The organism is Streptomyces sp. NPDC087263 (assembly GCF_044744645.1).
In the GTDB taxonomy this organism is placed as follows: Bacteria; Actinomycetota; Actinomycetes; order Streptomycetales; family Streptomycetaceae; genus Streptomyces.
Genome location: NZ_JBIUYT010000004.1, coordinates 751442 through 775940, shown reverse-complemented (window position 1 = coordinate 775940; position 24499 = coordinate 751442). Strand labels below are relative to the sequence as shown.

General features: G+C 71.2%; 23 protein-coding genes and 1 pseudogene. 7 read left to right on the top strand and 17 right to left on the bottom strand.

Annotated elements, in window-relative coordinates; all coding sequences use genetic code 11:
• The first annotated feature begins 217 nt into the window (after positions 1-217).
• Entirely contained in the window at positions 218-913 is a 696-nt protein-coding gene (locus ACIPC1_RS16890) for an SCO3374 family protein (protein WP_402517554.1), read from the top strand.
• Here the strand turns inward: ACIPC1_RS16890 and ACIPC1_RS16885 are convergent.
• The 10 genes from ACIPC1_RS16885 to ACIPC1_RS16840 form a co-directional block, all read right to left on the bottom strand.
• A complete protein-coding gene (locus ACIPC1_RS16885) occupies positions 892-1227 on the bottom strand; it encodes an Lsr2 family protein (RefSeq protein ID WP_326721505.1) in 336 nt (111 codons plus the stop codon). The genes ACIPC1_RS16890 and ACIPC1_RS16885 overlap by 22 nt on opposite strands.
• Before the next feature lie 226 nt (positions 1228-1453).
• Positions 1454-2017 (bottom strand): amino-acid N-acetyltransferase, encoded by a 564-nt coding sequence (locus ACIPC1_RS16880; RefSeq protein WP_402517552.1) that lies wholly within the window; start codon positions 2015-2017, stop codon positions 1454-1456.
• Between the two features lie 9 nt (positions 2018-2026).
• A complete protein-coding gene (locus ACIPC1_RS16875) occupies positions 2027-2443 on the bottom strand; it encodes a BlaI/MecI/CopY family transcriptional regulator (protein WP_402517550.1) in 417 nt (138 codons plus the stop codon).
• Between the two features lie 111 nt (positions 2444-2554).
• On the bottom strand, positions 2555-2734 hold the full coding sequence (locus ACIPC1_RS16870; RefSeq protein WP_402517547.1) for a hypothetical protein: 180 nt from the start codon (positions 2732-2734) through the stop codon (positions 2555-2557).
• Positions 2735-2747: 13 nt separating this feature from the next.
• On the bottom strand, positions 2748-3347 hold the full coding sequence (locus ACIPC1_RS16865; protein ID WP_402517670.1) for a hypothetical protein: 600 nt from the start codon (positions 3345-3347) through the stop codon (positions 2748-2750).
• 473 nt (positions 3348-3820) lie between these two features.
• A complete protein-coding gene (locus tag ACIPC1_RS16860) occupies positions 3821-4618 on the bottom strand; it encodes a type III pantothenate kinase (RefSeq protein ID WP_266456992.1) in 798 nt (265 codons plus the stop codon).
• A 5-nt stretch (positions 4619-4623) separates the two neighbouring features.
• Positions 4624-5616 carry a carboxylating nicotinate-nucleotide diphosphorylase gene (gene nadC, locus ACIPC1_RS16855; protein WP_402517668.1) on the bottom strand — a complete coding sequence of 331 codons (993 nt, stop codon included), beginning with the start codon at positions 5614-5616 and terminating at the stop codon, positions 4624-4626.
• A 5-nt stretch (positions 5617-5621) separates the two neighbouring features.
• Positions 5622-7394, bottom strand: coding sequence for an L-aspartate oxidase (locus tag ACIPC1_RS16850; RefSeq protein ID WP_402517544.1), 1773 nt, complete (start codon positions 7392-7394; stop codon positions 5622-5624).
• Positions 7391-8383 (bottom strand): pantoate--beta-alanine ligase, encoded by a 993-nt coding sequence (gene panC / locus ACIPC1_RS16845; protein ID WP_402517541.1) that lies wholly within the window; start codon positions 8381-8383, stop codon positions 7391-7393. Before panC ends, ACIPC1_RS16850 begins: the two co-directional genes overlap by 4 nt.
• 75 nt (positions 8384-8458) lie before the next feature.
• A complete protein-coding gene (locus ACIPC1_RS16840; protein WP_402517538.1) occupies positions 8459-9391 on the bottom strand; it encodes a Rossmann-like and DUF2520 domain-containing protein in 933 nt (310 codons plus the stop codon).
• A gap of 186 nt (positions 9392-9577) precedes the next feature.
• On the opposite strand from ACIPC1_RS16840, the gene ACIPC1_RS16835 reads away from it, so the two are divergent.
• On the top strand, positions 9578-10810 hold the full coding sequence (locus ACIPC1_RS16835; protein ID WP_402517535.1) for a threonine aldolase family protein: 1233 nt from the start codon (positions 9578-9580) through the stop codon (positions 10808-10810).
• A gap of 7 nt (positions 10811-10817) precedes the next feature.
• Here the strand turns inward: ACIPC1_RS16835 and ACIPC1_RS16830 are convergent, their stop codons facing one another.
• Positions 10818-11021 carry a hypothetical protein gene (locus ACIPC1_RS16830; RefSeq protein ID WP_402517533.1) on the bottom strand — a complete coding sequence of 68 codons (204 nt, stop codon included), beginning with the start codon at positions 11019-11021 and terminating at the stop codon, positions 10818-10820.
• 156 nt (positions 11022-11177) lie between these two features.
• Between ACIPC1_RS16830 and ACIPC1_RS16825 the strand changes: the two genes are divergently transcribed.
• The gene (locus ACIPC1_RS16825; protein WP_402517530.1) at positions 11178-12284 is read left to right on the top strand and encodes a DUF5937 family protein; all 1107 of its coding nucleotides are present in this window, start codon (positions 11178-11180) and stop codon (positions 12282-12284) included.
• A gap of 106 nt (positions 12285-12390) precedes the next feature.
• On the opposite strand, the gene ACIPC1_RS16820 is transcribed toward ACIPC1_RS16825, so the two are convergent.
• The 3 genes from ACIPC1_RS16820 to ACIPC1_RS16810 all read right to left on the bottom strand — a co-directional run bounded on the left by ACIPC1_RS16820 (position 12391) and on the right by ACIPC1_RS16810 (position 15044).
• Positions 12391-13023: an AAA family ATPase gene (locus tag ACIPC1_RS16820; protein ID WP_402517527.1), complete on the bottom strand. Its 633-nt coding sequence runs from the start codon at positions 13021-13023 to the stop codon at positions 12391-12393.
• 58 nt (positions 13024-13081) lie between these two features.
• Positions 13082-13753: a response regulator gene (locus ACIPC1_RS16815; protein ID WP_402517524.1), complete on the bottom strand. Its 672-nt coding sequence runs from the start codon at positions 13751-13753 to the stop codon at positions 13082-13084.
• Positions 13754-13835: 82 nt separating this feature from the next.
• Complete coding sequence (locus tag ACIPC1_RS16810) at positions 13836-15044, bottom strand: sensor histidine kinase (protein WP_402517522.1); 1209 nt, start codon at positions 15042-15044, stop codon at positions 13836-13838.
• A gap of 118 nt (positions 15045-15162) precedes the next feature.
• On the opposite strand from ACIPC1_RS16810, the gene ACIPC1_RS16805 reads away from it, so the two are divergent.
• Positions 15163-16263: an SAM-dependent methyltransferase gene (locus tag ACIPC1_RS16805; RefSeq protein ID WP_402517519.1), complete on the top strand. Its 1101-nt coding sequence runs from the start codon at positions 15163-15165 to the stop codon at positions 16261-16263.
• Here ACIPC1_RS16805 and ACIPC1_RS16800 read toward each other — a convergent pair.
• Positions 16228-17379, bottom strand: a complete 1152-nt coding sequence (locus ACIPC1_RS16800) for an NADH-quinone oxidoreductase subunit D (protein ID WP_402517518.1) — start codon at positions 17377-17379, stop codon at positions 16228-16230. The two genes, ACIPC1_RS16805 and ACIPC1_RS16800, sit on opposite strands and share 36 nt — an antisense overlap.
• A gap of 31 nt (positions 17380-17410) precedes the next feature.
• On the opposite strand from ACIPC1_RS16800, the gene ACIPC1_RS16795 reads away from it, so the two are divergent.
• Entirely contained in the window at positions 17411-17914 is a 504-nt protein-coding gene (locus ACIPC1_RS16795; RefSeq protein ID WP_402517515.1) for a PH domain-containing protein, read from the top strand.
• Positions 17911-19251, top strand: coding sequence for a PH domain-containing protein (locus ACIPC1_RS16790; RefSeq protein WP_402517513.1), 1341 nt, complete (start codon positions 17911-17913; stop codon positions 19249-19251). Before ACIPC1_RS16795 ends, ACIPC1_RS16790 begins: the two co-directional genes overlap by 4 nt.
• 74 nt (positions 19252-19325) lie before the next feature.
• On the opposite strand, the gene ACIPC1_RS16785 is transcribed toward ACIPC1_RS16790, so the two are convergent.
• Positions 19326-20897 carry a hypothetical protein gene (locus tag ACIPC1_RS16785; RefSeq protein WP_402517511.1) on the bottom strand — a complete coding sequence of 524 codons (1572 nt, stop codon included), beginning with the start codon at positions 20895-20897 and terminating at the stop codon, positions 19326-19328.
• Positions 20898-21189: 292 nt separating this feature from the next.
• Positions 21190-22310, bottom strand: a pseudogene (locus ACIPC1_RS16780) (alpha/beta hydrolase).
• Between the two features lie 226 nt (positions 22311-22536).
• Here ACIPC1_RS16780 and ACIPC1_RS16775 point away from each other — a divergent pair.
• On the top strand, positions 22537-24432 hold the full coding sequence (locus ACIPC1_RS16775) for a phosphatidylglycerol lysyltransferase domain-containing protein (protein ID WP_402517665.1): 1896 nt from the start codon (positions 22537-22539) through the stop codon (positions 24430-24432).
• The last annotated feature ends 67 nt before the right edge of the window (positions 24433-24499 follow it).

The following is a 24499-nucleotide window of genomic DNA, read 5'->3' as shown; positions in this document are numbered from 1 at the left end:
CGAACGTGAGATGCCCGAGCCATGCGTGTCGACCCTCCCACTAGGGATGTCTTACCCGCACGCACTGATACTCCATGCCGCGCGCGCCGGTTCCCTCCGCTACGGGCGAACACCCATGCGCCGTCGATCACCCCCACACGCCCCCATTTCCCACACTCTGCGCGTTCACCGGAACACCCAGCGTAACTCCGGAGCCTTTCCGGCTGTTGCTCTTGGCATGATTCCCACCGTTCCCCACCCCCGTAGGCCGCTCGACCCGAGCGATCCGGTGCGGCAGTGGTACGAGAACGAACTGGGCTGGGCGACAGTGCCCGGGGCCCCGGTACGCCTTGCCACCGGCCTGCGCTTCGACGTGCTGGACGTGCCGGCGGAGGCGGGATACGTGGCGCTGCGGCACCTGGACCCGGGCACCGGGTCTCCGGTGGCACTTCACCCGGGGCACCGGACGCGGGGCGGGCGGATGCGGTTCCTGGTCGCCGCGGGGAGCGCGGACGAGCTGCCGGGGCTGCTCGACTGGCTGGAGTGGGGCGCCCTCACGCTGGACCTCAGGGCGATCGGCGCGGGCGGGAGCATCGAGGCTCCGTGGCCACCGGGAATGCCGGGGACCGCACGACTACCGGGGATGCCACGGGTTTCACCGCCATCGAGCCTGGGTTCTCCACAGGGGGCGGGCTCACCAGGGGCCGGTTCACCACTGACCAGTCCACAGGGGGCCGCTGTCTGGCTGCGGCCCCCCGAGCCTGGGTGCGAGGTCGAGTCCTCGCTGCCGACGATGTCGGCGCTGCCGGCACTTTCGGCCGTGGGGGGCGTTGGGGGCGCCCCCGATCTCGTACGACTCGTCGACACGATGGCGACGCAATGCCACCGGGTACGGCTGCGGCGCGCGTGCGCTCAGCCGTTGGCCTTCTCGTAGGCCTCACGAATGGTCGCGGGAACTCGGCCGCGGTCATTGACCTCGAAGCCGTTCTCCTTCGCCCACGCGCGGATCTGAGCGGTGTCCTGGCTGCCACCGGAGGCGACGCGAGCCTTTCCACGTGCACCCGAAGCGCGACCCCCGGTACGGCGGCCACCCTTCACGTAGGCGTCGAGAAGGCCACGGAGCTTGTCCGCATTGGCAGTCGTGAGATCGATTTCGTACGTCTTGCCGTCCAACGCGAACGTCACGGTCTCGTCCGCCTCGCCACCGTCGAGGTCGTCGACAAGAAGGACCTGAACCTTCTGTGCCACCGGATTTCCTTTCATCGATAACTTCAGGGCCGCGGGACTCAGCGTCTGCCGCTGTTTCACGGCCCCTGTTATATGCAGTACTGCAGTACGTCGGAAAGCAAACCGCTTTTGCTGGAAAAACACAAACCCCTGGAGGAGACCCACTGTGCACTGACGGACCGAAAACGTGCGCGTTTCGGACATAGGGAACCTGGGCAGGGCGTTCAACCGGAATAATGGTGGGCGATCACAGATGCAGAAGCATCCGACTGTTGCCCAAGGTGTTCGGTTTCACTCGTTCGAGACCGAGGAACTCCGCCACGCCCTCATCATAGGAACGCAGTAGCTCGGCGTAGACATCGGTGTCAACGGGTGTCTCACCGATCTCCACGAAGCCGTGCTTCGCGAAGAAGTCGACTTCGAAGGTCAGACAGAAAACGCGTCGAACGCCGAGCCAGCGTGCAGTCTGCAGCAACTTCTCCAGCAACTGATGACCGACACCGACGCCCTTCACCGCGGGGTTCACGGCGAGAGTGCGGACTTCCGCGAGGTCTTCCCACATCACGTGCAGCGCACCGCAGCCGACGACCTCAGAACGTGAACCGGCGCCCCGTTCCGCGACCCAGAACTCCTGGATGTCCTCGTAAAGAGTCACCGTCGCTTTGTCGAGCAGGATGCGCTGTCGGACGTTCGCGTCAAGGAGTCGGCGCACGGCAGCGACATCGCTGGTCCTGGCCCGCCGGACGGTGATGGCATTTGCACTGGCTTCGGGACGCTCTGACGGAAGCTCCGCGGGATGCTCTGCTGGCATGAGCGGACGCTATCGCCCGCTGTCGTCGCGGTCGGAGCCGGGGTTCTCACGGGGCGGGTTCTCCGCCTCGGGCGTTTGCGGTCCTTGGACCATACGTACGGCGTCGCGGAGCGCATGTCCCTGTTCCTCGCTCATCATGCCGAAGAACGCGACGAGAGCGGCGGCCTGGTTGTCACTCTGTGACCAGGCCTCGTTCATGAGCGCGGCCGCGTAGGCGGCACGTGTGGAGACCGCCTCATATCGATAGGCACGGCCTTCGGCTTCCCGGCGCACCCAGCCCTTCTGATGGAGATTGTCCAAAACGGTCATCACCGTGGTGTAGGCGATGGACCGTTCCTGCTGAAGGTCTTCCAGGACTTCTCGAACGGTCACCGGGCGGTTCCACTTCCACACCCGCGTCATGACCGCGTCTTCGAGTTCTCCCAATGGGCGAGGCACAGTTCAGAACAATAGTGGGAGTTCAGCAACAAAAAGGGCGTACGACTCGAAAAACGTATGAGTCGTACGCCGATGAGTGTCCCGGTGAGGGCCGGGTGCTCAGTCCTCGGTGCCCCGTGAGTCCTGTCGGGCGCTCTCCGCGCGCGCGAGGGCGGCGTCGACGAACGCGTCCTCCTTGGCCTTGTTGGCCCCGCCCTGGCTCTTCACGATCGTCACGATCAGCCCGATGAAGAACACGGCCATCACTACCGGGGGCACGAGCGCGGAGACATAGTCCATGCCTCCAGAGTAGCTAGCCCGCCGCGAGCTGTTGAGGCGGGTTCGCCGGTGGCTGTGCGGGCTTGCGCTTCGGAGGGAAGACCTCACCCGGGGTGGGGATGGGGCGCTCCGGGCGCGGGGTCTTGGCCGGGGGCCGTGACTGCGGCTGTCCGGCCGGCTTCTCCACGGGCTTCTTGGCGCCCTGGTCGGAGGCCAGACCGCCGGGGAGGGCGAGGAGGCGGGTGCGGGACGACGGGACGGTGCGGCCGGCCGGGCGTGCGCGTACGTCCTGCTCGGCCAGCACCCGGCAGCGGTGCAGGAGAGCCGCGGCGGAGGGATTGCCGCGCAGGGCTCGGAGCGCGGCGAGGTCGTCCGGGTTCGGGCGGTAGCCGTTGCCGAGTACCTCTTCCAGGAGCAGCAGGTAGCCGGCCGCGGTGCCGGGCAGCGCGCCCCGGTAGCGGGCCAGGTCGGCCACCAGGAAGGCCCGGAGCCTGGCACCCTCGCGGGCCGCCTCGTCGACGGACTCGGCAAGGCGAAGGCAGTCCTGGAGGTCCTCGGCCGAGACGGGGCTGGGGTGGAGGGCGAGGGCGAGAGCGCGACGGAGCACACGCAGCTCCTCCGCACCGAACGCCATGCCGCCGCGGGATCCGTATGGCGTGGGCATGCGCCGACGATACGCGCTAATCAGACAAAACGCGCATAAGGCGTGATCACGGCGCGCCTCTTCCGGAGCCATCCCCGGCCCACCCGGCGACCGAGGGCGAGACGGCGCCGTCCCGATCCCCCATCCACCACACGGGACGCGGTTTCAGCCCGCCCGCCGTTCGAGGACGAGGTGGTGCCATCCCGATCCCGCACCGACCCGCAGGGACGGCACTCTTCAGCCCCGGCCGACGAGATCTTCCAGCCCGTCCGACGTTTGACAGCGAGGCCCGGCCATCCCCATCCCCCACCCACCCGCAGGGGCGGCGTTTTCAGCCCGTCCGGCGTTTGAGGACGAGGCCGTCCAGGCCGACAGCGGGGGCCTGGGGGCGGCAGCCCCCAGGGCAAGAGGGACGGGCAGGGGCGGAGGGGGCGAAAAACCCGGCAGCGGCTCAGCCGCAGGCACTACGTCCGGGACACGTTCCGCTCGTACACCAGCCGCAGCCCGATCAGCGTCAGCCACGGCTCGTGCTCGTCGATGACCGACGCCTCGCCGAGAACCATCGGCGCCAGACCGCCCGTGGCGATGACGGTGACATCGTCGGGATCGTCGGCGAGCTCACGGGCCATCCGGTTGACGACGCCGTCGACCTGGCCGGCGAACCCGTAGATGATGCCGGACTGCATGGCCTCGACCGTGTTCTTGCCGATCACCGTCCGAGGCCGGGCGATCTCGATCTTGCGAAGCTGCGCGCCCTTGACGCCGAGCGCCTCGACGGAGATCTCGATGCCCGGAGCGATCACCCCACCCGCGTACTCGCCACGCGCGGACACGGCGTCGAACGTGGTCGCCGTACCGAAGTCCACGACGATCGCCGGCCCCCCGTAGAGCTCGACCGCCGCCACCGCGTTGATGATGCGGTCGGCGCCGACCTCCTTGGGGTTGTCCATCAGGATCGGCACGCCGGTCTTGATGCCGGGTTCGACCAGCACGGCGGGCACGTCGCCGTAGTAGCGGCGGGTCACCTCGCGCAGCTCGTGCAGCACGGACGGAACCGTGGAGCAGATGGCGATGCCGTCGATGCCGTCGCCGAGTTCCTCGCCCAGCAGCGGGTGCATGCCCATCAGGCCCTGGAGGAGCACGGCGAGCTCGTCGGCGGTGCGGCGGGCATCCGTGGAGATGCGCCAGTGCTCGACGATCTCCTCCCCGTCGAAGAGGCCGAGGACGGTGTGCGTGTTGCCGACGTCGATCGTGAGCAGCATGGGTCCTACGCCGCCTCGTCCGTCGTCGCCTCGCGCAGGTCGAGGCCGATGTCGAGGATCGGCGAGGAGTGCGTGAGCGCGCCCACCGACAGGAAGTCGACGCCGGTCCCGGCATACGCCTTGGCGTTGCCTAGGGTGAGGCGGCCCGAGGCCTCCAGGAGTGCGCGGCCGTCGACGAGGGCGACGGCCTCCTCGCACTGGCCGGGCGTGAAGTTGTCCAGAAGGATCAGGTCGGCGCCCTCGTCCAGGACCTCGCGCAGCTGCTGCAGGGTGTCGACCTCGACCTCGATCGGCACGTCCGGGAAGGCCTCGCGTACGGCCTTGAAGGCCTGGGCCACGCCGCCCGCGGCGACCACGTGGTTGTCCTTGACCAGCGCCGCGTCCGAGAGGGACATGCGGTGGTTGACGCCGCCGCCGCAGCGCACCGCGAACTTCTCCAGGGAGCGCAGGCCCGGCGTCGTCTTGCGGGTGTCGCGCACCCGGGTCCTGGTGCCCTCCAGAGCGTCCGCCCACGCGCGCGTGGCGGTCGCGATGCCGGAGAGGCGGCACAGGAGGTTCAGCGCGCTGCGCTCGGCCGTCAGGAGGTCGCGGGTGAGCGTGGTGACGGTCAGGAGCTTCTGGCCTGCCTCCACCCGGTCGCCGTCCTCGACGTGCCGCTCGACGGCGAACTCGTCCGTACAGACCACGGAGACGACCGCCTCGGCCACCCGCAGCCCCGCGACGACACCCGCGTCGCGGGCGACGAAGTCGGCGCTGGACACGGCGTCCTCGGGGATGGTCGCGACGGTGGTCACGTCCACGCCGTGGTCGAGGTCCTCCTGGATGGCCACGTTCGCGATGTCCTCGACCTCCAGGGGGTCGAGTCCCGCCTCGGCGAGGAGCTGCACGAGCGCGGGGTCGAGGCCGCACTCCAGGTACGTCTCGTCCGCGTCGGCGCCACAGCCGCAGCCGTCGCCGCAGCCGCCGCTCTGGACGAGGGGAAGGTCGGGGGTGCTCACTTCGGTCACTGCTCCTGGGGACGGGACTGACGGTCCTGGCGGTTCTGCCGGGTCGGGGGGAAGTCTGCGGTGTCTGTGGTGTGTACCGCGAGCGTCCGGTCGGGATTCAGCCGTACGACGATGTGGCGGCGCCAGTCCGTGTCGTCCCGGTCGGCGTGGTCCTCGCGCCAGTGGCAGCCGCGGGTCTCCTCGCGGAGGTGGGCGGCGGTGACCAGGACCCGGGCCACGCTCAGGAGGTTGGTGGCCTCCCAGGTGTCGACGCCGGGCTCGGCGGTCTTGCCGTTCTCGTCGAGGGCGTCGCGGGCGTCGGCATGCAGCCGCTGGAGGCGGTCGGCGGCGCCGGCGAGCGAGGCGGCCGAGCGCAGCACACCGGCGCCGTCCGTCATGATCCGCTGGATCGCGAACCGGGCCTCGGGGGCGAGCAGCGGGTGCGCGGGCTTGTCGGGGTGCGGGACGGGTTCGGGCACGCGCGCGTGGAGGCGGTTCTCCTCGTGCCGGGTCGCGATGTCCGCCGCGATGCGCTCGGCGTAGACCAGCCCCTCCAGGAGGGAGTTGGAGGCGAGCCGGTTGGCGCCGTGCACGCCGGTGCAGGCGACCTCGCCGCACGCGTACAGGCCCGGCACCGTGGTGCGGCCCAGGGCGTCCGTTCGGACGCCTCCGGAGGCGTAGTGGGCGGCCGGGGCGACCGGGACCGGCTCGGACACCGGGTCGATGCCGTGGGCGCGGCAGGCGGCCAGGATCGTCGGGAAGCGGTGCTCCCACATGTCGGCGCCGAAGTGCCGGGCGTCGAGGAACATGTGCTCGGCGCCCTGCTCCTGCATGCGGCGCATGATGCCCTTGGCGACGATGTCCCGGGGCGCCAGCTCGGCCAGCTCGTGCTGGCCCACCATGAAGCGCACGCCGTCCGCGTCGACCAGGTGGGCGCCCTCGCCGCGTACCGCCTCGGAGACGAGCGGCTGCTGCCCCTCGGCGTCCGCGCCCAGGAAGAGCACGGTCGGGTGGAACTGGACGAATTCGAGGTCGGAGACCTCGGCGCCCGCGCGCAGGGCCAGTGCCACGCCGTCGCCCGTCGACACCGAGGGGTTGGTCGTGGCGGAGAAGACCTGGCCCATGCCGCCGGTCGCGAGGACCACGGCGGGGGCGTGCACGGCTCCCACGCCGTCGTGCTGGCCCTCTCCCATGACGTGCAGGGTCACGCCCGCGGTGCGGCCGTCGGCGTCCGTGAGGAGGTCCAGGACGAGCGCGTTCTCGACCGTCCGCAGACCACGCGCGTGTACCGCCTCGACGAGCGCCCGGGAGATCTCGGCGCCGGTCGCGTCGCCGCCCGCGTGGGCGATGCGGCGGCGGTGGTGGCCGCCCTCGCGGGCCAGTTCAAGGGCGCCCTCGGCGGACTCGTCGAAGTGGGCGCCGGTCTCGATGAGGCGGCGTACGGCGTCGGGGCCTTCGGTGACGAGGATGCGTACGGACTCCTCGTCGCACAGGCCCGCGCCTGCCACCAGGGTGTCGTCGAGGTGCTGCTGGGGGGTGTCGCCCTCGCCGAGGGCCGCGGCGATGCCGCCCTGCGCCCAGCGCGTGGAGCCGTCGTCCAGGCGGGCCTTGGTGACGACGACGGTCCGCAGGCCCGCGGCCTCGCAGCGGAGGGCGGTGGTGAGGCCCGCGACGCCGGAGCCGACGACCACGACGTCGGCGGTGAGGGCCCAGCCGGGGGCGGGCGCGTGCAGTCGTATGCCGGTACCAGTGCTCTTACCGGTACCCGTACCTGTGCCTTTGCCGGTCACGAAGCGGCTCCGAAGGTGAGGGGGATGTTGTCGATCAGGCGGGTCGTGCCGACCCGGGCGGCGACGGCGAGGACCGCCTCGCCGGTGAAGTCCTCGTCGATCTCGGTGAAGTCGGCCGGGTCGACCAGGGCCAGGTAGTCCAGGACCAGGGGCGGCTGCATACGTGCCGCCTCGTCGAGGACCAGGCGGGCCGCCACGCGGACACCGGAGGGAACACCGGGGACCGCCTTCGCGACGGCGTGCGCGTCGGCCGCCGCGCGGGACTCGCCGATCGCGCTGAGGGCCTCGGCACGCGCGCGCGTGGCGGGCACTTCACGGGCACGCGCGCGCAGGGCCTCCTGCGCGGCGTGCCGGTCGCGGCCGGCGAACAGGGCCCCCGAGAGGGCGAGCGCGGTGCGCCGCTCCTGGGGGGACAGATAGCGGTTGCGGCTGGAGAGGGCGAGCCCGTCCTCCTCGCGCACGGTGGGTACGCCGACGATCTCCACGCCGAAGTTCAGGTCGCGCACCATGCGCCGGATCATGGCCAGTTGCTGGGCGTCCTTCTGCCCGAAGAGGGCCACGTCGGGCCGGGTGAGGTGCAGCAGCTTGGCGACGACGGTGAGTACGCCGTCGAAGTGCCCGGGGCGGGTGGCTCCTTCGAGGAGCTCGCCCATCGCGCCCGCGCTGACGCGGACCTGGGGCTCGCCGCCCGGGTAGACCTCGTCCACCGAGGGGGCGAACACGGCATCCGCGCCCGCCTCTTCGGCGATCTTGAGGTCGGCGTCGAGGGTGCGCGGGTAGCGGTCGAGGTCCTCGCCCTTGCCGAACTGAAGAGGGTTAACGAAGACCGTGACGACCACTTCACCCCCGTCACCGGCGATCTCACGAGCGGTGCGGATCAGTGTGGCGTGGCCCTCGTGCAGGGCTCCCATGGTCATGACGACGGCTCGGCGACCGCCGCGCACGCGCGCGTGCAGCTCGTCGGCGGTGCGCAGGAGGGCGGTGGTCATCGGGAGCTCCTGTCGTGGCGCAGGAGGACGGTAGTCATGCGGAACTCCCGTCGTGGCGCAGGAGGGCGGCGGTGGTCATCGGTCGCTCCCGTCGTCCGGCAGGGACGCGCCGTTGGCGAGTACCCCCAGCAGGTCCTCGGCGAGTTCCGGCTTGAGCAGCCCGTGGGCGAGCGCACGGTCGGCGGTTGCGCGGGCCATCGCCAGATAGCCCGGGACGGTCCCCGGGGCGTGCTTGCGCAGCTCCGCGACGTGCGCGGCGACCGTGCCCGCGTCGCCGCGCGCGACGGGGCCGGTGAGGGCCGCGTCGCCCGACCGGAGCGCGTTGTCCAGGGCGGCCCCGAGGAGCGGGCCCAGCATCCGGTCGGGGGCTTCCACACCCGCGGCGCGCAACAGTTCCATGGACTCGGCGACCAGGGTCACCAGGTGGTTGGCGCCGAGTGCGAGGGCCGCGTGGTAGAGCGGCCGGCTCTCCTCGGCGATCCACTCGGGCTCGCCGCCCATCTCGATCACCAGGGCCTCGGCGGCCAGCCGCAGCTCCTGGGGCGCGGTGACCCCGAAGGAGCATCCGACGAGCCGCTGTACGTCCACCGGGCTGCCGGTGAACGTCATCGCCGGGTGCAGGGCGAGCGGCAGCGCGCCCGCCCTGAGCGCCGGGTCGAGCACGCGCGCGCCGTACCGCCCCGAGGTGTGCACGAGCAGCTGCCCCGGCCGCACGGCGCCGGTATCCGCAAGCCCTTCCACCAGCCCCGGCAGGGCGTCGTCGGGGACGGTCAGCAGCACCAGATCCGCCCGCGCCATGACCTGCGCCGGGGTCACCAGCGGCACGTCGGGCAGCAGTTGCGCGGCCCGCCGTACGGAGGCGTCGGAGACTCCGGAGACGGCCACCGGGCGGTGCCCGGCGAGTTGGAGGGCGGCGGCCAGGGTGGGGCCCACCCGGCCGGCACCGACGACGCCGACGGTGAGCCGCGCGGGGCGGTCCCTGGGATCTGGCTGTTGGAATGTGCTCACTCGACGACGGCCTTCCCGTTCCAGTCCGCTCGGGGTACCGGACGATGTACCGGACGATTTCTCGTCATGTTAACGCGATTGGTTCGAGGGGCGTTTTCGTTGTCCACAGGCTGTGGGTTTTCCGCAGGTCGCGGGGGTACGGAAATCGAGGTGCCGCAGCGGCCTCGTGCGCGGCATCATCCGGGGATGAGCGATACGGCGAGTGATACAGCGGCAGAACCGGTGGACCCACCCTTGGACGGGACGGACGGGACGGACGGGACGGACGGGACGGACGGGACGGACGGGACGGACGAGCAGAAGCGGGAGCGCCGTGTCGCCGCCTGGCGGGCCGCCCGGCGGGTGCTGTGGCGCCCCGGCTACCAGAGCACGGTCCGCGACCGGCTGGCGTGGCTGAACGAGGGGGCCGAGGGCGTGTACGACCTCGACCAGCCGGTCGACATGTACGGCGACCGGCTGGTGGAGACCCTGGAGGAGCGGGTCGCGGGCCTGCTCGGCAAGGAGGCCGCCGCCTTCTTCCCCACCGGCACCATGGCCCAGCAGATCGCCCTGCGCTGCTGGGCGGGCCGCACCGGGAACCCGACCGTCGCGCTGCATGAGCTGAGCCACCCGCAGATGCATGAGCGGCATGCGTTCAGCCAGGTCAGCGGCCTGCGTCCGGTGCATGTGACGTACGCGCCCCGGCTGCCGACCGCCGAGGAGATACAGAATTTCGCGGAGCCCTTCGGGGCGCTGTTGCTCGAACTGCCGCTCAGGGAGGCCGGTTTCGTGCTGCCGTCCTGGGAGGAGCTTTCCGAGACCGTCGAGGCCGCACGGGAACGTGACGCGGTGGTGCACTTCGACGGTGCCCGGCTGTGGGAGTGCACCACCCACTTCGGCCGTCCTCTGGACGAGATCGCGGGCCTCGCGGACAGCGTCTACGTGTCGTTCTACAAGTCACTCGACGGGCTCGGCGGGGCGGCGATCGCGGGCCCGAAGACGCTCATCGACGAGGCGAAGACCTGGCGGCACCGGTACGGCGGCATGATCCTCCAGCAGTTCCCGACCGTCCTGGCGGCGCTCATCGGTCTGGATCGGGAGTTGCCCCGACTGCCGGAATACGTGGCCCACGCGCGCGTGATCGCCGCCGCCCTGCGCGAGGGGTTCACGGAGGCCGGTGTCCCCTGGGTGCGCGTCCACCCCGAGGAACCGCACACCCACCAGTTCCAGGTATGGCTGCCGTACGAGCCCGACGTCCTCGGCGATGCGGGGCTGCGGCAGACCGAGGAGACGAAGACCGGTCTCTTCGCGCAGGGTTGGGCGCCGGGCGGTCCGGGACTGGCGTACACCGAGGTCACGGTGACGGCGCCGGGCCTTGAGTGGACGGCGCAGGACGTCAAGGCGGCCGTACGCGACTTCGTGGAGCGGCTGCCCCGCTGACCGCAGGTCACCGACGGGCGGTCAGCCCCCGGCGCAGGGCTTCCCGTATCCGCCCATGGGCCGGGCGGCCCGCCAGGACCGCGCGGAACCGCCGGTGGTCGCGCAGCTCGCGGACGGCCTGCCAGTCGTGGCTGCCGGGTGCCGGAGGGGCGGGCTCGCCGTGCTGCCGGGCCCGGTAGGTGTCGAGGAGGTACTGCTGGGTGATGCTCATGGCGGATCGCCTCTCGGGACGGGGAAGGGGATCCGTGGGCCCCGCGGTGTGCCCCGGTGCTCCCAGCCTGCGCCTGCTCAGGCCGTACGTCGCCTCGATTGACGGCTGCGGTCAATCGACGGCGGCGTTGTCAGTGGCGGGGTGCACCATGAGGTCATGAGCGTGCGCATCGACATCACCGGGCTGCGGCGGGAGGACATCGCCGTCGTGCCCTCGCCGCTGGCCGAGCTCGGTATGGCGCTGCACGCCCTGTCCGAGCCGGGGCACCACCCCGGGCTGCAGGGCTGGGCGACGGGGGTGAGCGCACGGCTGGAGCCCGATCTCGCGGACCGGATGTGCGAGGCGGACTTCCTGTGGCGGACGACGTTCTCGGACCTGTTCCTGCCCGCCGCCGGGATTCCGGGCGGCACCACGCTGCCGGGCGCGACGCTCGCCGAGGACCTGGATCTGCTGGACAAGCTGACGGACGAGCAGTTCGTGGACGCGGCCCTGGAGTTCACCTGCGTGCCGGCGTACGACTCGCGCGGACCCGCCGCGCTCTGCGACCCGGAGGTGCGCCGCCGCGTGGTGGAGCTGGCCGCCTCGCGCGGGCCGCAGCAGGCGCGGTTCACCAACCGGCTGCTGGACGATCCGCCGAGCGTCCGGGCCTGGCTGAGGCGGTTCCTGGAGGACTGCGACGAGGCCTTCTTCGCCGCGGACTGGTCCCGTCTGCGCCACCAGCTCGCGGCGGACGCCCGGCACAAGACGGAGTTGCTGCGGCACAAGGGCCTGGGCGAGGCACTGGCCTCGGTGTCCCCCGCGACGGCTCTGGACGAGGCGGCCGAGCGGATCACCGTCGACAAGCTGGCCGAGGGCCGCACGGTCACCGCGGAGGGCGGCCTCCTGCTCGTGCCCACCAGTCTCGGCTGGCCGCATCTCATGGTGCTGCACCGATACGGATGGCAGCCGGTGCTGCACTACCCGATCAGCTCTCCCGAGCTCGCCGCCCCGCCCTCGGTCGAGCAGCTGACCCTGCGGATGACCGCGCTGTCCCACCCGGTCCGGATGCGGATCTGCCGCCACCTGGCCCGCAGCGCGTACACCACGGGCGAGCTGGCGCAGGTCCACGGGATGAGCGCCCCCGAGATATCCCGGCACCTGAGCGTGCTCAAGAAGGCGGGCCTGATCACCACCCGGCGCCGGGGGCGGTATGTGCTGCATCAGCTGGATGTCACCGTCGTGGCCCGGCTGGGGAGCGACTTCCTGGAGGGGATTCTGCGCTGAGCGCTCCGCTGGAATTCAGGGGCGTCGTCTACCGGTTCGTCGTGGCTGCTCGCGGAGTTCCCCACGCCCTGGGGGGGGAACCAACGCACCCCCCAGCCACCGCGGCTCAGTCGAACCGGATGTGCCGCGCGCTCGTCCACGCCCGCCGCAGCCGCCCCCGCAGCACGCCGTCCTTGTTCGGCGTCAGCGTCAGACCCGCCAGCACCGCGATCCGGTCCGCCGTCCTGGCGACCGTCGTGTGATCGGTCCACAGGTGCTCCGCGAACTCCGGCTCGCGCAGCCGCTCCAGACAGTGGTCGAGCTGTCCCACGGCCCAACTCTCGCGGCGCAGCGGGGCGTCCTTGCCGGCGACGTACTGGAGGAGGTGACCGAGGCCGCGTTCGCGCAGCCGCTTCAGTACGGTCTCGCGTTCGGCGAGAAGCGTGAAGTGGCGTACGTCGTGGTCCCGTTCGCGCAGCCGCCCGACGGTCTCCTCGAAGTAGCGGGGATTCGTGACCGTCATGGGGGCGATGACCACGCCGTCGTGCTTGCTGAGGGCGAGGTCGAGCACCTCGACCACGCCCTGCCGCCAGGAGGTGAAATCCTGGAAGTTGCCGCGCAGTTCCGGCGGCAGCATGCGGCGCAGACCGAACCCGGCGTGTTCCGGGTCGCAGACGACGCTGCCCGGCAGCCGTCGCTGGATCTCATGTGCGGTCTGTGACTTGCCGCCCCCGAAGGGGCCGTTGATCCACAGGAGCATGCGCAGACCCTAGTGGGCGCCGGTCACGCGCCGGTCACGCCCCCCGGCGTCCACACCGTCAGCCCTGCCCACCCGCCCGCACCAGCCCCGTCTCGTACGCGAGGACGACCACCTGCACCCGGTCGCGCAGCCCCAGCTTCGTCAGGATGCGCCCCACGTGCGTCTTCACGGTCGCCTCGGAGAGCACGAGGTGCGCCGCGATCTCCCCGTTCGACAGACCCTGCGCAACCAGGATCATGACCTCGCGCTCGCGGCCGGTGAGCCGCTCCAGCTCCTTGTGCTGGGGCTCCTTGCCGGCGTGCGGCAGCAGCGGCGCGAACCGGTCGAGCAGGCGCCGGGTGGTGGAGGGCGCGACCACGGCGTCGCCGCTGTGCACCGAGCGGATGGCGGTGAGGAGTTCGCCGGGCGGCACGTCCTTGAGCATGAAGCCGGAGGCGCCGGCCTTCAGCCCCGAGAAGGCGTACTCGTCGAGGTCGAAGGTGGTGAGGATCAGCACCTTCGGCGGATTGGGGTCCGAGCAGATGCGGCGGGTCGCCTCGACGCCGTCCAGCTTCGGCATGCGTACGTCCATCAGCACCACGTCGACCTCGGTAGCGCGCAGCACCTGAAGGGCCTCGACGCCGTCGCCCGCCTCGGCCACGACCTCCATGTCCGGCTGGGCGTCAAGCACCATCCGGAACCCGGTGCGCAGCAGCACCTGGTCGTCGACGAGCATCACGCGGATCGTCATCGGGGGGCCTCTTCCGTTTCCGTCAAAGTCAAAAATCAGGGTCTAGCTTCAAAAGGGGTCGCTGAGGCGGCGGCCACAGGTGTCAGTTCGCGGGCTTCAGCGGCAGCAGGGCGCTGATGCGGAAGCCGCCGCCTGGACGCGGTCCCGCGTCCAGGGTGCCGCCGACCATACCGACGCGCTCCCGCATACCGATCAGGCCGTGTCCCTGGCCGTCGGCGCCCCCCTCCTCGTACAGCTCGTGGGGTGCGCCCTTGCCGTCGTCCTCGACGAGCAGTCCGAGGCCGTCGTCGAAGTAGACCAGGCGCACGCTGGCGCCCGTGTTCGGGCCGCCGTGCTTGCGCGTGTTGGTGAGCGCCTCCTGGACGATGCGGTACGCCGTGAGTTCGACGCCGCTGGGGAGGGGGCGCGGGGTGCCCTCGACCTTGAAGTCGACGGGGAGGCCGGAGGTACGGCACTGCGCGATGAGGTCGTCGAGCTGCTCGACGTCGGGCTGTGGCACGTACTCGCCGGTTTCCTGGTGCTCGCCGGTGCGCAGTACGCCGAGCAGGCGGCGCATCTCGGCGAGGGCCTGGCGGCCGGTTCCCGAGATGGTCTCCAGGGCCTTCCTGGCCTGGTCCGGGGCGGTGTCCATGACGTACGCGGCGCCGTCGGCCTGGACCACCATCACCGAGACGTTGTGCGCGACGACGTCGTGCAGTTCGCGGGCGATCCGGGCGCGCTCGGCGGCCACCGCGACCTTGGACTGGGCCTCGCGCTCCTTCTCCAGGCGGGCGGCGCGCTCCTCCAGCTGGGCGAGGTAGGCGCGGCGGGTGCGGATGGAGTCGCCGAGCACCCAGGCGAGTGCGAAGGGCACCGTCTGGAAGACGGCTATCAGGACGATGCCCAGCGCGCTCGTGTCCGACTGGGGCCAGCGGATCTGCGAGATGGTTCCCGCGGCCAGACCGCCGGTCAGCGCGAAGCGGGAGGCCCAGCGGGCGCCGTCCGCGGCGACGGTGTAGATGGTCACCAGCATCGCGAAGTCGGCCGCCATCACCTCGACGTCGGCGGCCAGCTGTACGACGCCCATCGCGGCGACCAGGAGCAGCATCTTCTCGGGCATCCGGCGGCGCAGCGCGACGGTCAGGCACAGGACGACGGCGATCGGGAGGGCCACCTCGGGCGAGCCGTGGTGGTTCTCCCGCACCCCCGCGACGCTGCTGAGATTCACGCCGGTGATCCCGAGCAGGACGACGGCCCAGAAGCTGTCGACCCACGTCGGGTGCCTGCGGAGAAAGTCATAGAGGCGCTGCACGTAACCCAGAGTAGGGAAGCGTGCAGTGTGCAGGGGTCAACCGGAGGATCGATCCGCAACCGCCGGGCGTACTCCCCAAGGTGGAGGCCCGGGGGTCCCCGGCGCTTAGCCTGACTCCGTGAGACGTGAGGAAACGGACGGGTTCCGGGGTTGGCGCGAGGCGACGGAGGAGGCGCTGTACGGGCCCCGCGGCTTCTACCGCAGGCCCGAGGGGCCGGCCGGCCACTTCCGCACCTCGGTGCACGCCTCCCCGCTCTTCGCGGGGGCCGTAGCCCGGCTGCTCTGCCAGGTCGACGAGGTGCTGGACCGCCCCTCCTCGCTCGCCTTCGTCGACATGGCGGCGGGCCGCGGCGAGCTCGTGACCGCCGTCCTCGCCGCGCTCCCCGCCGAAGTGGCCTCCCGCGCGCGCGGGTACGCCGTCGAACGCGCCGACCGCCCCGCCGGTCTTGATCACCGGATCGAGTGGCTCGCCGAGCCCCCGAAGGGCGTCACCGGACTGCTGTTCGCCAACGAGTGGCTGGACAACGTGCCCGTGGAGGTCGCCGAGGTGGACTCGCAGGGCGTGGCGCGCGTGGTTCTCGTACGCCGGGACGGGACCGAACGCCTCGCGGATCCGGTCGCAGGGGCGGAAGCGGAATGGCTGCGGAAGTGGTGGCCGCTGCCCTCCGAAGGAGCCCGCGTCGAAGAAGCCCGCGCCGAAATCGGGCTCCCCAGGGATGTCGCCTGGGCCTCCGCCGTCGCCTCCCTCGGACGCGGTCTCGCCGTGGCCGTCGACTACGCGCACACGCTCGGCGCGCGGCCGCCGTTCGGGACCCTCACGGGCTTCCGGGAGGGGCGGGAGACGGTGCCTGTCCCGGACGGCTCGTGCGACATCACCGCACACGTGGCGCTCGACGCGTGCGCGCTGCCCGGGGGGCGCGTGATGACCCAGCGGGACGCGCTGCGCGCGCTGGGCGTGAGCGGCGCACGCCCAGCGCTCGCCCTCGCGTCCACGGACCCCGTCGCGTACGTACGCGCCCTCGCGAACGCCGGCGAGGCGGCCGAACTGACCGCGCCCGGCGGCCTGGGTGACTTCGGCTGGCTGCTCCAGCCGGTGGGAATTCCAAACCGGCCCGGTGATGGCCTACTTGTCGGCGACCCGCCCGGCGACGGCCCACTTGTCGGCGACCCGCCCGGCGACGGCCTACTTGTCGATGTCCCCGACCACGAAGAACAGTGACCCCAGGATCGCCACCATGTCCGAGACCAGGGTGCCCGGCAGCAGTTCGGTGAGCGCCTGGATGTTGTTGAACGAGGCCGAGCGCAGCTTCAGCCGGTACGGGGTCTTCTCGCCCTTGCTCACCAGGTAGTAGCCGTTGATGCCGAGGGGGTTCTCGGTCCACGCGTACGTGTGGCCCTCGGGCGCCTTCAGGACCTTGGGCAGCCGCTGGTTGATCGGGCCGGGCGGAAGGTCGGCGAGCCGGTCGAGGCAGGCGTCCGCGAGGTCGAGCGCGTTGTGGGTCTGCTCCAGGAGGCACTCGAAGCGGGCCAGACAGTCGCCCTCCTGGCGCGTGACCACCTTCAGGGTGTCCTGGAGTTCCCCGTACGCGAGATACGGCTCGTCCCGGCGGAGGTCGAAGTCGACTCCGGAGGCGCGCGCGATCGGCCCGCTCACGCCGTACGCGTGCACGGCCTCCGGCGTGAGCGCCCCCACGCCCCGCGTACGCCCCCTGAAGATCTCGTTGCCGAGCACCAGGTCGTCGAACCGGTCCATACGGGAGCGCAGGGACGCGACAGAGGCACGCGCGCGGGTGGTCCATCCGGCCGGAAGGTCCTCCTTGAGGCCGCCGACCCGGTTGAACATGTAGTGCATGCGGCCGCCGGAGACCTCCTCCATGACGTGCTGGAGCTCCTCGCGCTCCGTGAAGGCGTAGAAGATCGGCGTGATTCCGCCCAGCTCCAGGGGGTACGAACCCAGGAACATCAGATGGTTCAGGACACGGTTCAGTTCCGCGAGCAGGGTGCGCGTCCAGACCGCGCGCTGGGGGACCTCCATGCCGAGCATCCGCTCGACGGCGAGGACGACGCCCAGTTCGTTGGCGAAGGCGGACAGCCAGTCGTGGCGGTTGGCGAGCATGATGATCTGGCGGTAGTCGCGCGCCTCGAAGAGCTTCTCGGCGCCGCGGTGCATATAGCCGATGACCGGCTCCGCGCGCCGGATCCGCTCGCCGTCAAGGACGAGTTTCAACCGCAGTACACCGTGCGTGGACGGGTGCTGGGGCCCGATGTTGAGCACCATGTCGGTGCTCTCCGCGGCGCCGCCGATGCCGACCATGGTCTCCGTCGTGGGAGTCATGGGCACAGTGTCTCGTACGTACGCTTGCCATATGGAGACGGGGAGCATGGACACCACCGGAAACACGGCGACCGAACCGGTCTGGACCGGGCTGCCACGCGGGCTGCTGCGGATGCGGCGCCTGCTGATGGTGGTGTGGCTGGGGCTGCTGACCATCGCGGTGGGCCTGCTGTTCTGGCTGTTCGCCGGGCCACCCTGGGCCGCCTTCGCCCTGCTGCCACTGGCCCTGCTGGCGTGGGGCTGGCGGATGCTGGGGCGCAACTGGCAGTCCTGGCGGTACGCCGAGCGCGTGGACGACCTGCTGATCAGCAAGGGTGTGCTGTGGCGCGAGGAGACCGTGGTGCCGTACGGACGGATGCAGTTGGTCGAGGTGACCTCCGGGCCCGTCGAGCGGCACTTCGGGCTCGCGAGCGTGCAGCTGCACACGGCGGCCGCGGCGACCGACGCCCGCATCCCCGGCCTCGACCCGGCCGAGGCCGAGCGGCTGCGCGACCGGCTCACCGAGCTGGGCGAAGCCCGATCGGCAGGGCTGTGACGACGCCGCCCACGGTGTCTCTGGACGCCGACAAGGGCATAGAGGACGGGAACCCGCTCACCGAGCGGCGCCTGCACCCCGTGACGCCCCTGCGACGCGCGTGGGCGCCGATCGCGGTCGTCGCCGGATGGGCCGTGCACGACCCCAACCAGGCACAGGAGCAGCTCACCAAACTCGCCACCACCACGCTCCTCCTCGGGTTCGCCGCGGCCGTCCTGGGCGGCACCCTCTACGGCTTTCTGACCTGGTGGTTCACGCACTTCGCGGTGACCGACACCGAACTGCGCATCCGTACCGGCCTGTTGTTCCGGCGCACCGCGCACATCCGGCTCGACCGGCTCCAGGCCGTCGACGTCACCCAGCCGCTGCTGGCGCGCGTCGCGGGCGTCACCAAGCTCAAACTCGACGTCATCGGGACGGACAAGAAGGACGAACTGGCCTATCTCGGCGAGGAGGAGGCCCGCACCCTGCGCGCCGAACTGCTCGCCCGCGCGGCCGGTTTCGCCCCCGAGACCGCGCACGAGGTCGGCGAGGCGCCCGTACGACAACTGCTGCACGTACCGGCGGGCAAGCTCGCCGTCTCCCTGCTGCTCACCGGCGCCACCTGGGGAACGCTGGCCGCCGCGCTCGTCGTACCGTCGCTGCTCTGGCTGGCCACCCACAGCGTGTGGACGGTCCTCGCGACCGCGCTGCCCCTGCTCGGCGCGGCGGGCGCGAGCAGCCTGGGGCGGTTCGTCAGCGAGTACGACTGGACGGTGGGCGAATCGCCGGACGGGCTGCGGATCGACCACGGGCTCCTGGACCGTACACACGAGACGGTGCCACCGGGGCGCGTGCAGACCGTACAGATCGTCGAACCACTGCTGTGGCGGCGGCGCGACTGGGTGCGGGTGGAGCTGAACGTGGCCGGGTCCTCGAACTCGGTACTCGTGCCGGTCGCTCCGCGCGAGGTCGCCGAGGCGATGATCGCGCGGGTGCTGCCGGGAGTGACCGTGCCGACCCTGTCACGGCCGCCGCGCCGGGCCGGATGGTGCGTGCCGTTCTGGTGGCGGGGGTACGGACTCGCGGTCACCGACACGGTCTTCGTGGCCCGCCACGGCCTGCTGCGCCGCAGCGTCGCGCTCGTGCCGCACGCGAAGGTCCAGAGCGTACGGCTGGAGCAGGGGCCCTGGGCCCGCTTCAAGGGGCTTGCCGACGTCCATGTGGACACGGGGGCCAACAAGACGGTGACGGCGCGGCTGCGGGACGCCTCCGAGGCGGCGGAGCTGCTCCAGTCCCAGGCCGACCGGTCCCGCACGGGGCGGCGGGAGGCCCGGCCGGACCGGTGGATGGCGTGAGTGGTCCTACGACGTGAGGGTGGGCGGTGGCTGTGTGCCACCGCCCACCCTCACGTCGTAGGACGACCGCCGTGTCAGGAAACCGCGCTCCGCAGCTCGCCCATGTCGATCCGCTCGGTCTCGTCATGGACGGTCAGGTCGATGACCTGGCCGACGCCACGGGACTCCTCGTCCGCAGGCTTGAAGCCGGCCTCGGCCTCCGCCTTGTGCAGGGCGAGCGCCTCCTCGCCGACCACGTCCGCGAGGTCCTCGTTCTGCACGGTCTGCACGGTCTCCGGGGAGGACTCCTGCTGCGTACCGAAGAAGTCGAAGCCGCCCTCGACGGACGGACGCCGTACGGGCGCGGCCGGTGCGACGGCCACCGCGGTCGGCACGGTGAAGTGCCCGGCGGACGGAGCGGGCCGCACCGGCTTGATGGGCTTCACCGGCCTCTGGGGCGTCGGGCGCTCCGGCGGCGTCGGCCGGTCCGGGCGTGTGGACGGGTGCGTGTGGTCCGCGGGGTCCGTGCTCTGGGGCGACGCGGAGGAAGGGGCCTCTTGCGCGGGCGATGCCGGGGCGGGCTTTGCCTCGGCGGCCGCGGGCTCATGTCCGCCGACCGCCTCGGGCTTTCCCGCCGCCTCACCCTCCCCCGCGGCGGCGGCGCCTTCCGACGCACTCGCCACGGTGTCCGCGCCGGCCTCGGCCCCGGCCCCGGTCTCCGGCTCCGCCTCCGTCGAACCCTCGTGCGCCGACTCGCTCGGCGCCGATCCGTCCGGATCCGGGGCGTTCTCCGTCGCCGGGTCCGTCTCGGAGTCCGTCTCCGGGGTCGTCTCGAGGGCCGCGTCCGGGGCCGTCTCCGTCTCGCCGTTCGCGATCCGGTTCAGCGCCGCGTTGGCCCGTAGGAAGAGCGACGAGCCGCTCGGGGAGAAGACCTCGGGGGACTTCGGCGCATCGGCCTCGCCCTGAGCCTCGACTCCCTGGCCCTCGGCTGCCTCGCCGGCGTCAACTGCCCCGAAGTCCCCGTCGGCCCCGTCGGCGTCCGGCCCGGCGGAAACCGCCTCAGAACCCTCAGCCGCGTCGGAAGCCTCAAGCGTCTCGGTCGCTTCGGTCGCCTCAGCCGTCTCTGTCGCCTCGGTCCCCTCAGCCGTCTTGGAGTCCGCCGGCTCCTCTGAAGCCGTCAGCGCGGGATCCTGCTCCGGATCCGGCGTCTCTATCGTCTCTATCTCGAGCAGTCGGCGCCCTTCCAGGGCGGTGGCCCGCTCCGTCTCCGCCGTGGCGTACCGCCTGAGCAGCGCCGCGTGTTCGTTGCGCAGGCCCGCCAACTCGGTCCGCTTCGCACGCAGTTTGTGCTCCAGCTTGACGCGCAGCTCGCGCGACTCGTCGAGGTCCGTCTCCAGTTCGGCGACGCGCTCCTCGAAACGCCACTCGTCGCTCACTCGCGCGCGCTCGAGGTCAGCGACCTGTTTGCCCGCGGACCAGTCCCAGCGGCGCATGACGACCGCACCGAGGACCGCCGTCAGCGCGGCACCCCCGGCCAGCCCGCGGAGCACCATCGCCTCCGTGAACAGCCAGGGCCCCACGGCGCAGACGAGCGAGACGGCCGCGATCGCCGACGGGGGCAGCAGCCTGTGCAGAGGCGGGGAATGACGGTGACGTCCACGTGGCATGGCCAGAAACTTACCGCGAGTAGGCGAATCTTGGTGCCCCGCCCGGTAAAAACACAACCAGCTCGTAGCCTTCACGCGACTCCGCGGCCCCTGTGGACACGTGCCCCCTTACTTGATCAAGCCCTTCGCCCCATTTCTCCACGGTTTTCTCCACGATGTGAAATTCCGTGAACGTCACCGTGTATCCCCAAAGGGGGCACATCCCGAAGGCGCCGTATCCCCCGAAGGCGGCTGCCCTATCCGTGAACCTCGCCGCGCATTCGCCCGGAGATCGATTTGAACGGCCGGTGGCTCAGCGGTCGCTCAGCCGCCCGCTCATCCACTCCAGCGTCCCCGGGATTTCCCGCCGCCAGGTGTTGAAGTTGTGACCGCCGCTGTCGAGGATGATCGACGAGATCCGGGTGGGCCGCTTCGACTTCACCAGCTCGATGAACTCCAGCGTGTCCTGGTGGTCGACCTCGCCCACCTTGCTGCTGGTGACGAGCAGTGAGGTGTCGGGCGCGGGCCTGTGCAACAGGCACCACCGCAGGTCGGCGCTGTTCCGCAGCTCCTCGTTCCCGTGGAAGAGGTCGCCCGTCGTGGCGTCGACGGGCGCCTTGTAGTACGCCGACAGGCCCGCCCCGCCGCGTACACCTCGGGGTGGTGGATGGCGAGTTTCAGCGCGCAATAGCCGCCCGTGGAGTCGCCGATGACACCCCAGCCGCCCGGTTTTTCACCCACCCTGTAGTGGGCCGATACGGCGTCGGGGAGATCCCTGGCGAAGAACGACTCGGTCTGCGGGCCACCCGGGATGTCCACGCACTCGGTATCGCGCGGGGGCGCGACGGTCGGCCGCAGCATGACAAGGATCATCGGCTGCATTGCGCCGTCCCTGGCCAACTCATGGGCCGTCCGCGGGTAATGCAGAGCCTTGATGAGCGCCTCGGCGGTGCCCGGGTATCCGGTGAGGACCGCGGCGGCCGGGAAGGTGCGGGTGCGATACCGCGACTGGAAGTACTCCGGGGGCAGATAGACGTACGCCGGAGTGGCGATGTGTGTCGTACGGCCCACAATGTCGATCTTCTGGATCTGGCCGCCGACCGGTGGCCGGGAACCGCCCGCCACGTTCACCTCCTGGGTGTCGACCACCTGGAGGGGACCGCCGCCCGCGCCGTCGTGGTCGACGACCACACCCTCGCCGTTCTCCCCGCCGAAGAGGTCGGCTCAGCCGGCGTAGAAGCCGAACGCCTGGTTCGCGCCGAGGCCGACCGAGGCGAAGACCACCACCTGGGTGGTCAGCAACAGGCCGATCCGGCCGCTGACGGCCCGCCAGTTGGGCCGCGCCAGCCGCGGCCACAGCCACACCGTGCCGACGAACAGCAGCACGGCGAGTACGACCGCCGACACCAGCACGTTGTTACTCGTGAGACCCATGAGCTGTTCTGCCCGCACTTTCCGTCCCGGGCCCGCCCCCGCACCTTCGCGAGCACTTGCCCGGCACTTTCCCCGACCTTTGACCCAGCTTTCCTGTAAGGAGTGAACCTGCACCCCCAAGACACCGTCCTAGAGGGCGTAATGTCGCCGGATGCCGGAATGGCCCCGGAAGCCAAGGTCTCTCGCAGAACCACAGGGTGCGATGTCTGTCAGGGTAGAGCGTGAAATGTCGGTCGAGGTTCCGGGCCGAACGGAGCACGCGCGGCGCATGGTCCGTGACTCGCTGGTCCGGGGTCCGCGTCCCGACGCGGTGCCTGCCCTGATCGCCAGGGCCTGCACGGTCGTGGGGCTCCTGGACATCGCCGCCGGGGTCTTCCCGCGCTTCAGGAACAGCCGTATGCACAGCGCCGCCGAGGTACTGCCGGGTGCGCTCGGGCCGTTCGCCGCCGCGCTGTCGCTCAGCACCGGCGTACTCCTGCTGCTGCTCGCCCACGGACTGCGCCGCCGCAAGCGCCGAGCCTGGCGGGCCGCCGTCATCCTGCTCCCGGCAGGCGCGGTCGCGCAGTTCGCGTACCGGCACTCGCTCATCGGCGTCGCCATCTCGCTGGCCCTGCTCGCGCCACTGCTGCGCCACCGTGACGAGTTCGCCGCCCTGCCGGATCCGCGCAGCCGCTGGCGCGCGCTCGCCAACTTCGTTCTCATGGGCGCCGGTTCGCTGCTGCTCGGACTGGTCATCGTCAGCGTCCACGCGAACCGGATGATCGGCGACCCGAGCCTGGCCGACCGCATCACCCACGTGCTGTACGGCCTGTTCGGCTTCCAAGGACCCCTCGACTACACGGGCCCCACCTCCTGGACGGTCGCCGTCTCCCTCGGCGCGCTGGGCCTGCTGACCGCGATCACCACGATCTACCTCGCCTTGCGCCCCGAACACCCGGCCGCCCGCCTCACCCAGGACGACGAGACGCGCCTGCGCGCCCTCCTGGAGAAGCACGGCGGCCGCGACTCGCTCGGCCACTTCGCGCTCCGCCGCGACAAGGCGGTCGTCTTCTCGCCGAGCGGCAAAGCGGCGGTGACGTACCGCGTCGTGTCGGGAGTGATGCTGGCGAGCGGCGACCCGGTCGGCGACGTGGAGGCCTGGCCCGGCGCCATCGAGCGGTTCATGGACGAGGCCAAGGCGCACTCCTGGACGCCCGCCGTCATGGGCTGCTCCGAGACCGGCGGCGAGGTGTGGACCCGCGAGACGGGTCTCGACGCCCTCGAACTGGGAGACGAGGCGGTGGTGGATGTCGCGGATTTCTCCCTGGCCGGGCGCGCGATGCGGAACGTGCGCCAGATGGTGAAACGCATCGAGAGAGCCGGCTACGAGACCCGGGTACGGCGCGTCCGCGACCTGAGCGACGGTGAACTGGAGCGGATTCGGCGCGCCGCGGAGGACTGGCGCGGCACGGACACCGAACGCGGCTTCTCCATGGCACTGGGCCGCGTCGGCGACCCGGCCGACGGGGACTGCCTGATCGCCACCGCCCACAAGACCGACCGGCCCGACGAGCCGGATACCGGCGCGGAGCCCGGCTCGTACGCCGATCCTGGCGCGTACGCCCACCATGGGACGTACGGCGCCCTTGGCCCGTACGGCGACCTGAAGGCCGTCCTCCACTTCGTCCCGTGGGGCACCGACGGCGTGTCACTGGACCTCATGCGCCGCGACCGCTCCGCCGACCCCGGCATGAACGAACTCCTCATCGTGGCCGCGCTCCAGGCCGCCCCCGGCCTCGGAATCAAGCGGGTCTCGCTGAACTTCGCGATGTTCCGCTCAGCTCTCGCGCGCGGCGAGAAGATCGGCGCGGGCCCCGTGCTGCGCGTCTGGCGGAGCCTGTTGGTCTTCCTCTCCCGCTGGTTCCAGATCGAGTCCCTGTACAAGTTCAACGCCAAGTTCCGCCCACGCTGGGAGCCCCGCTTCGTCGTCTACGGCTCCTCCCGCGACCTCCCCCGCATCGGCCTCGCCGCCCTACAGGCGGAGGGCTTCGTCAGCCTCGCCCTGCCACGCCTGCTGCGCCGCCGGAGGGCGGCCGCGCGTCCCTGCGCGCACGCGGCGGCCGAGCGGGTCCGGGCGGCGTAGACCCGGCGGCCCCATGACCCGGGCGGGCGGGTGAGAGACAGGCCGCGAAGCGGCCAAAAGACCCCTG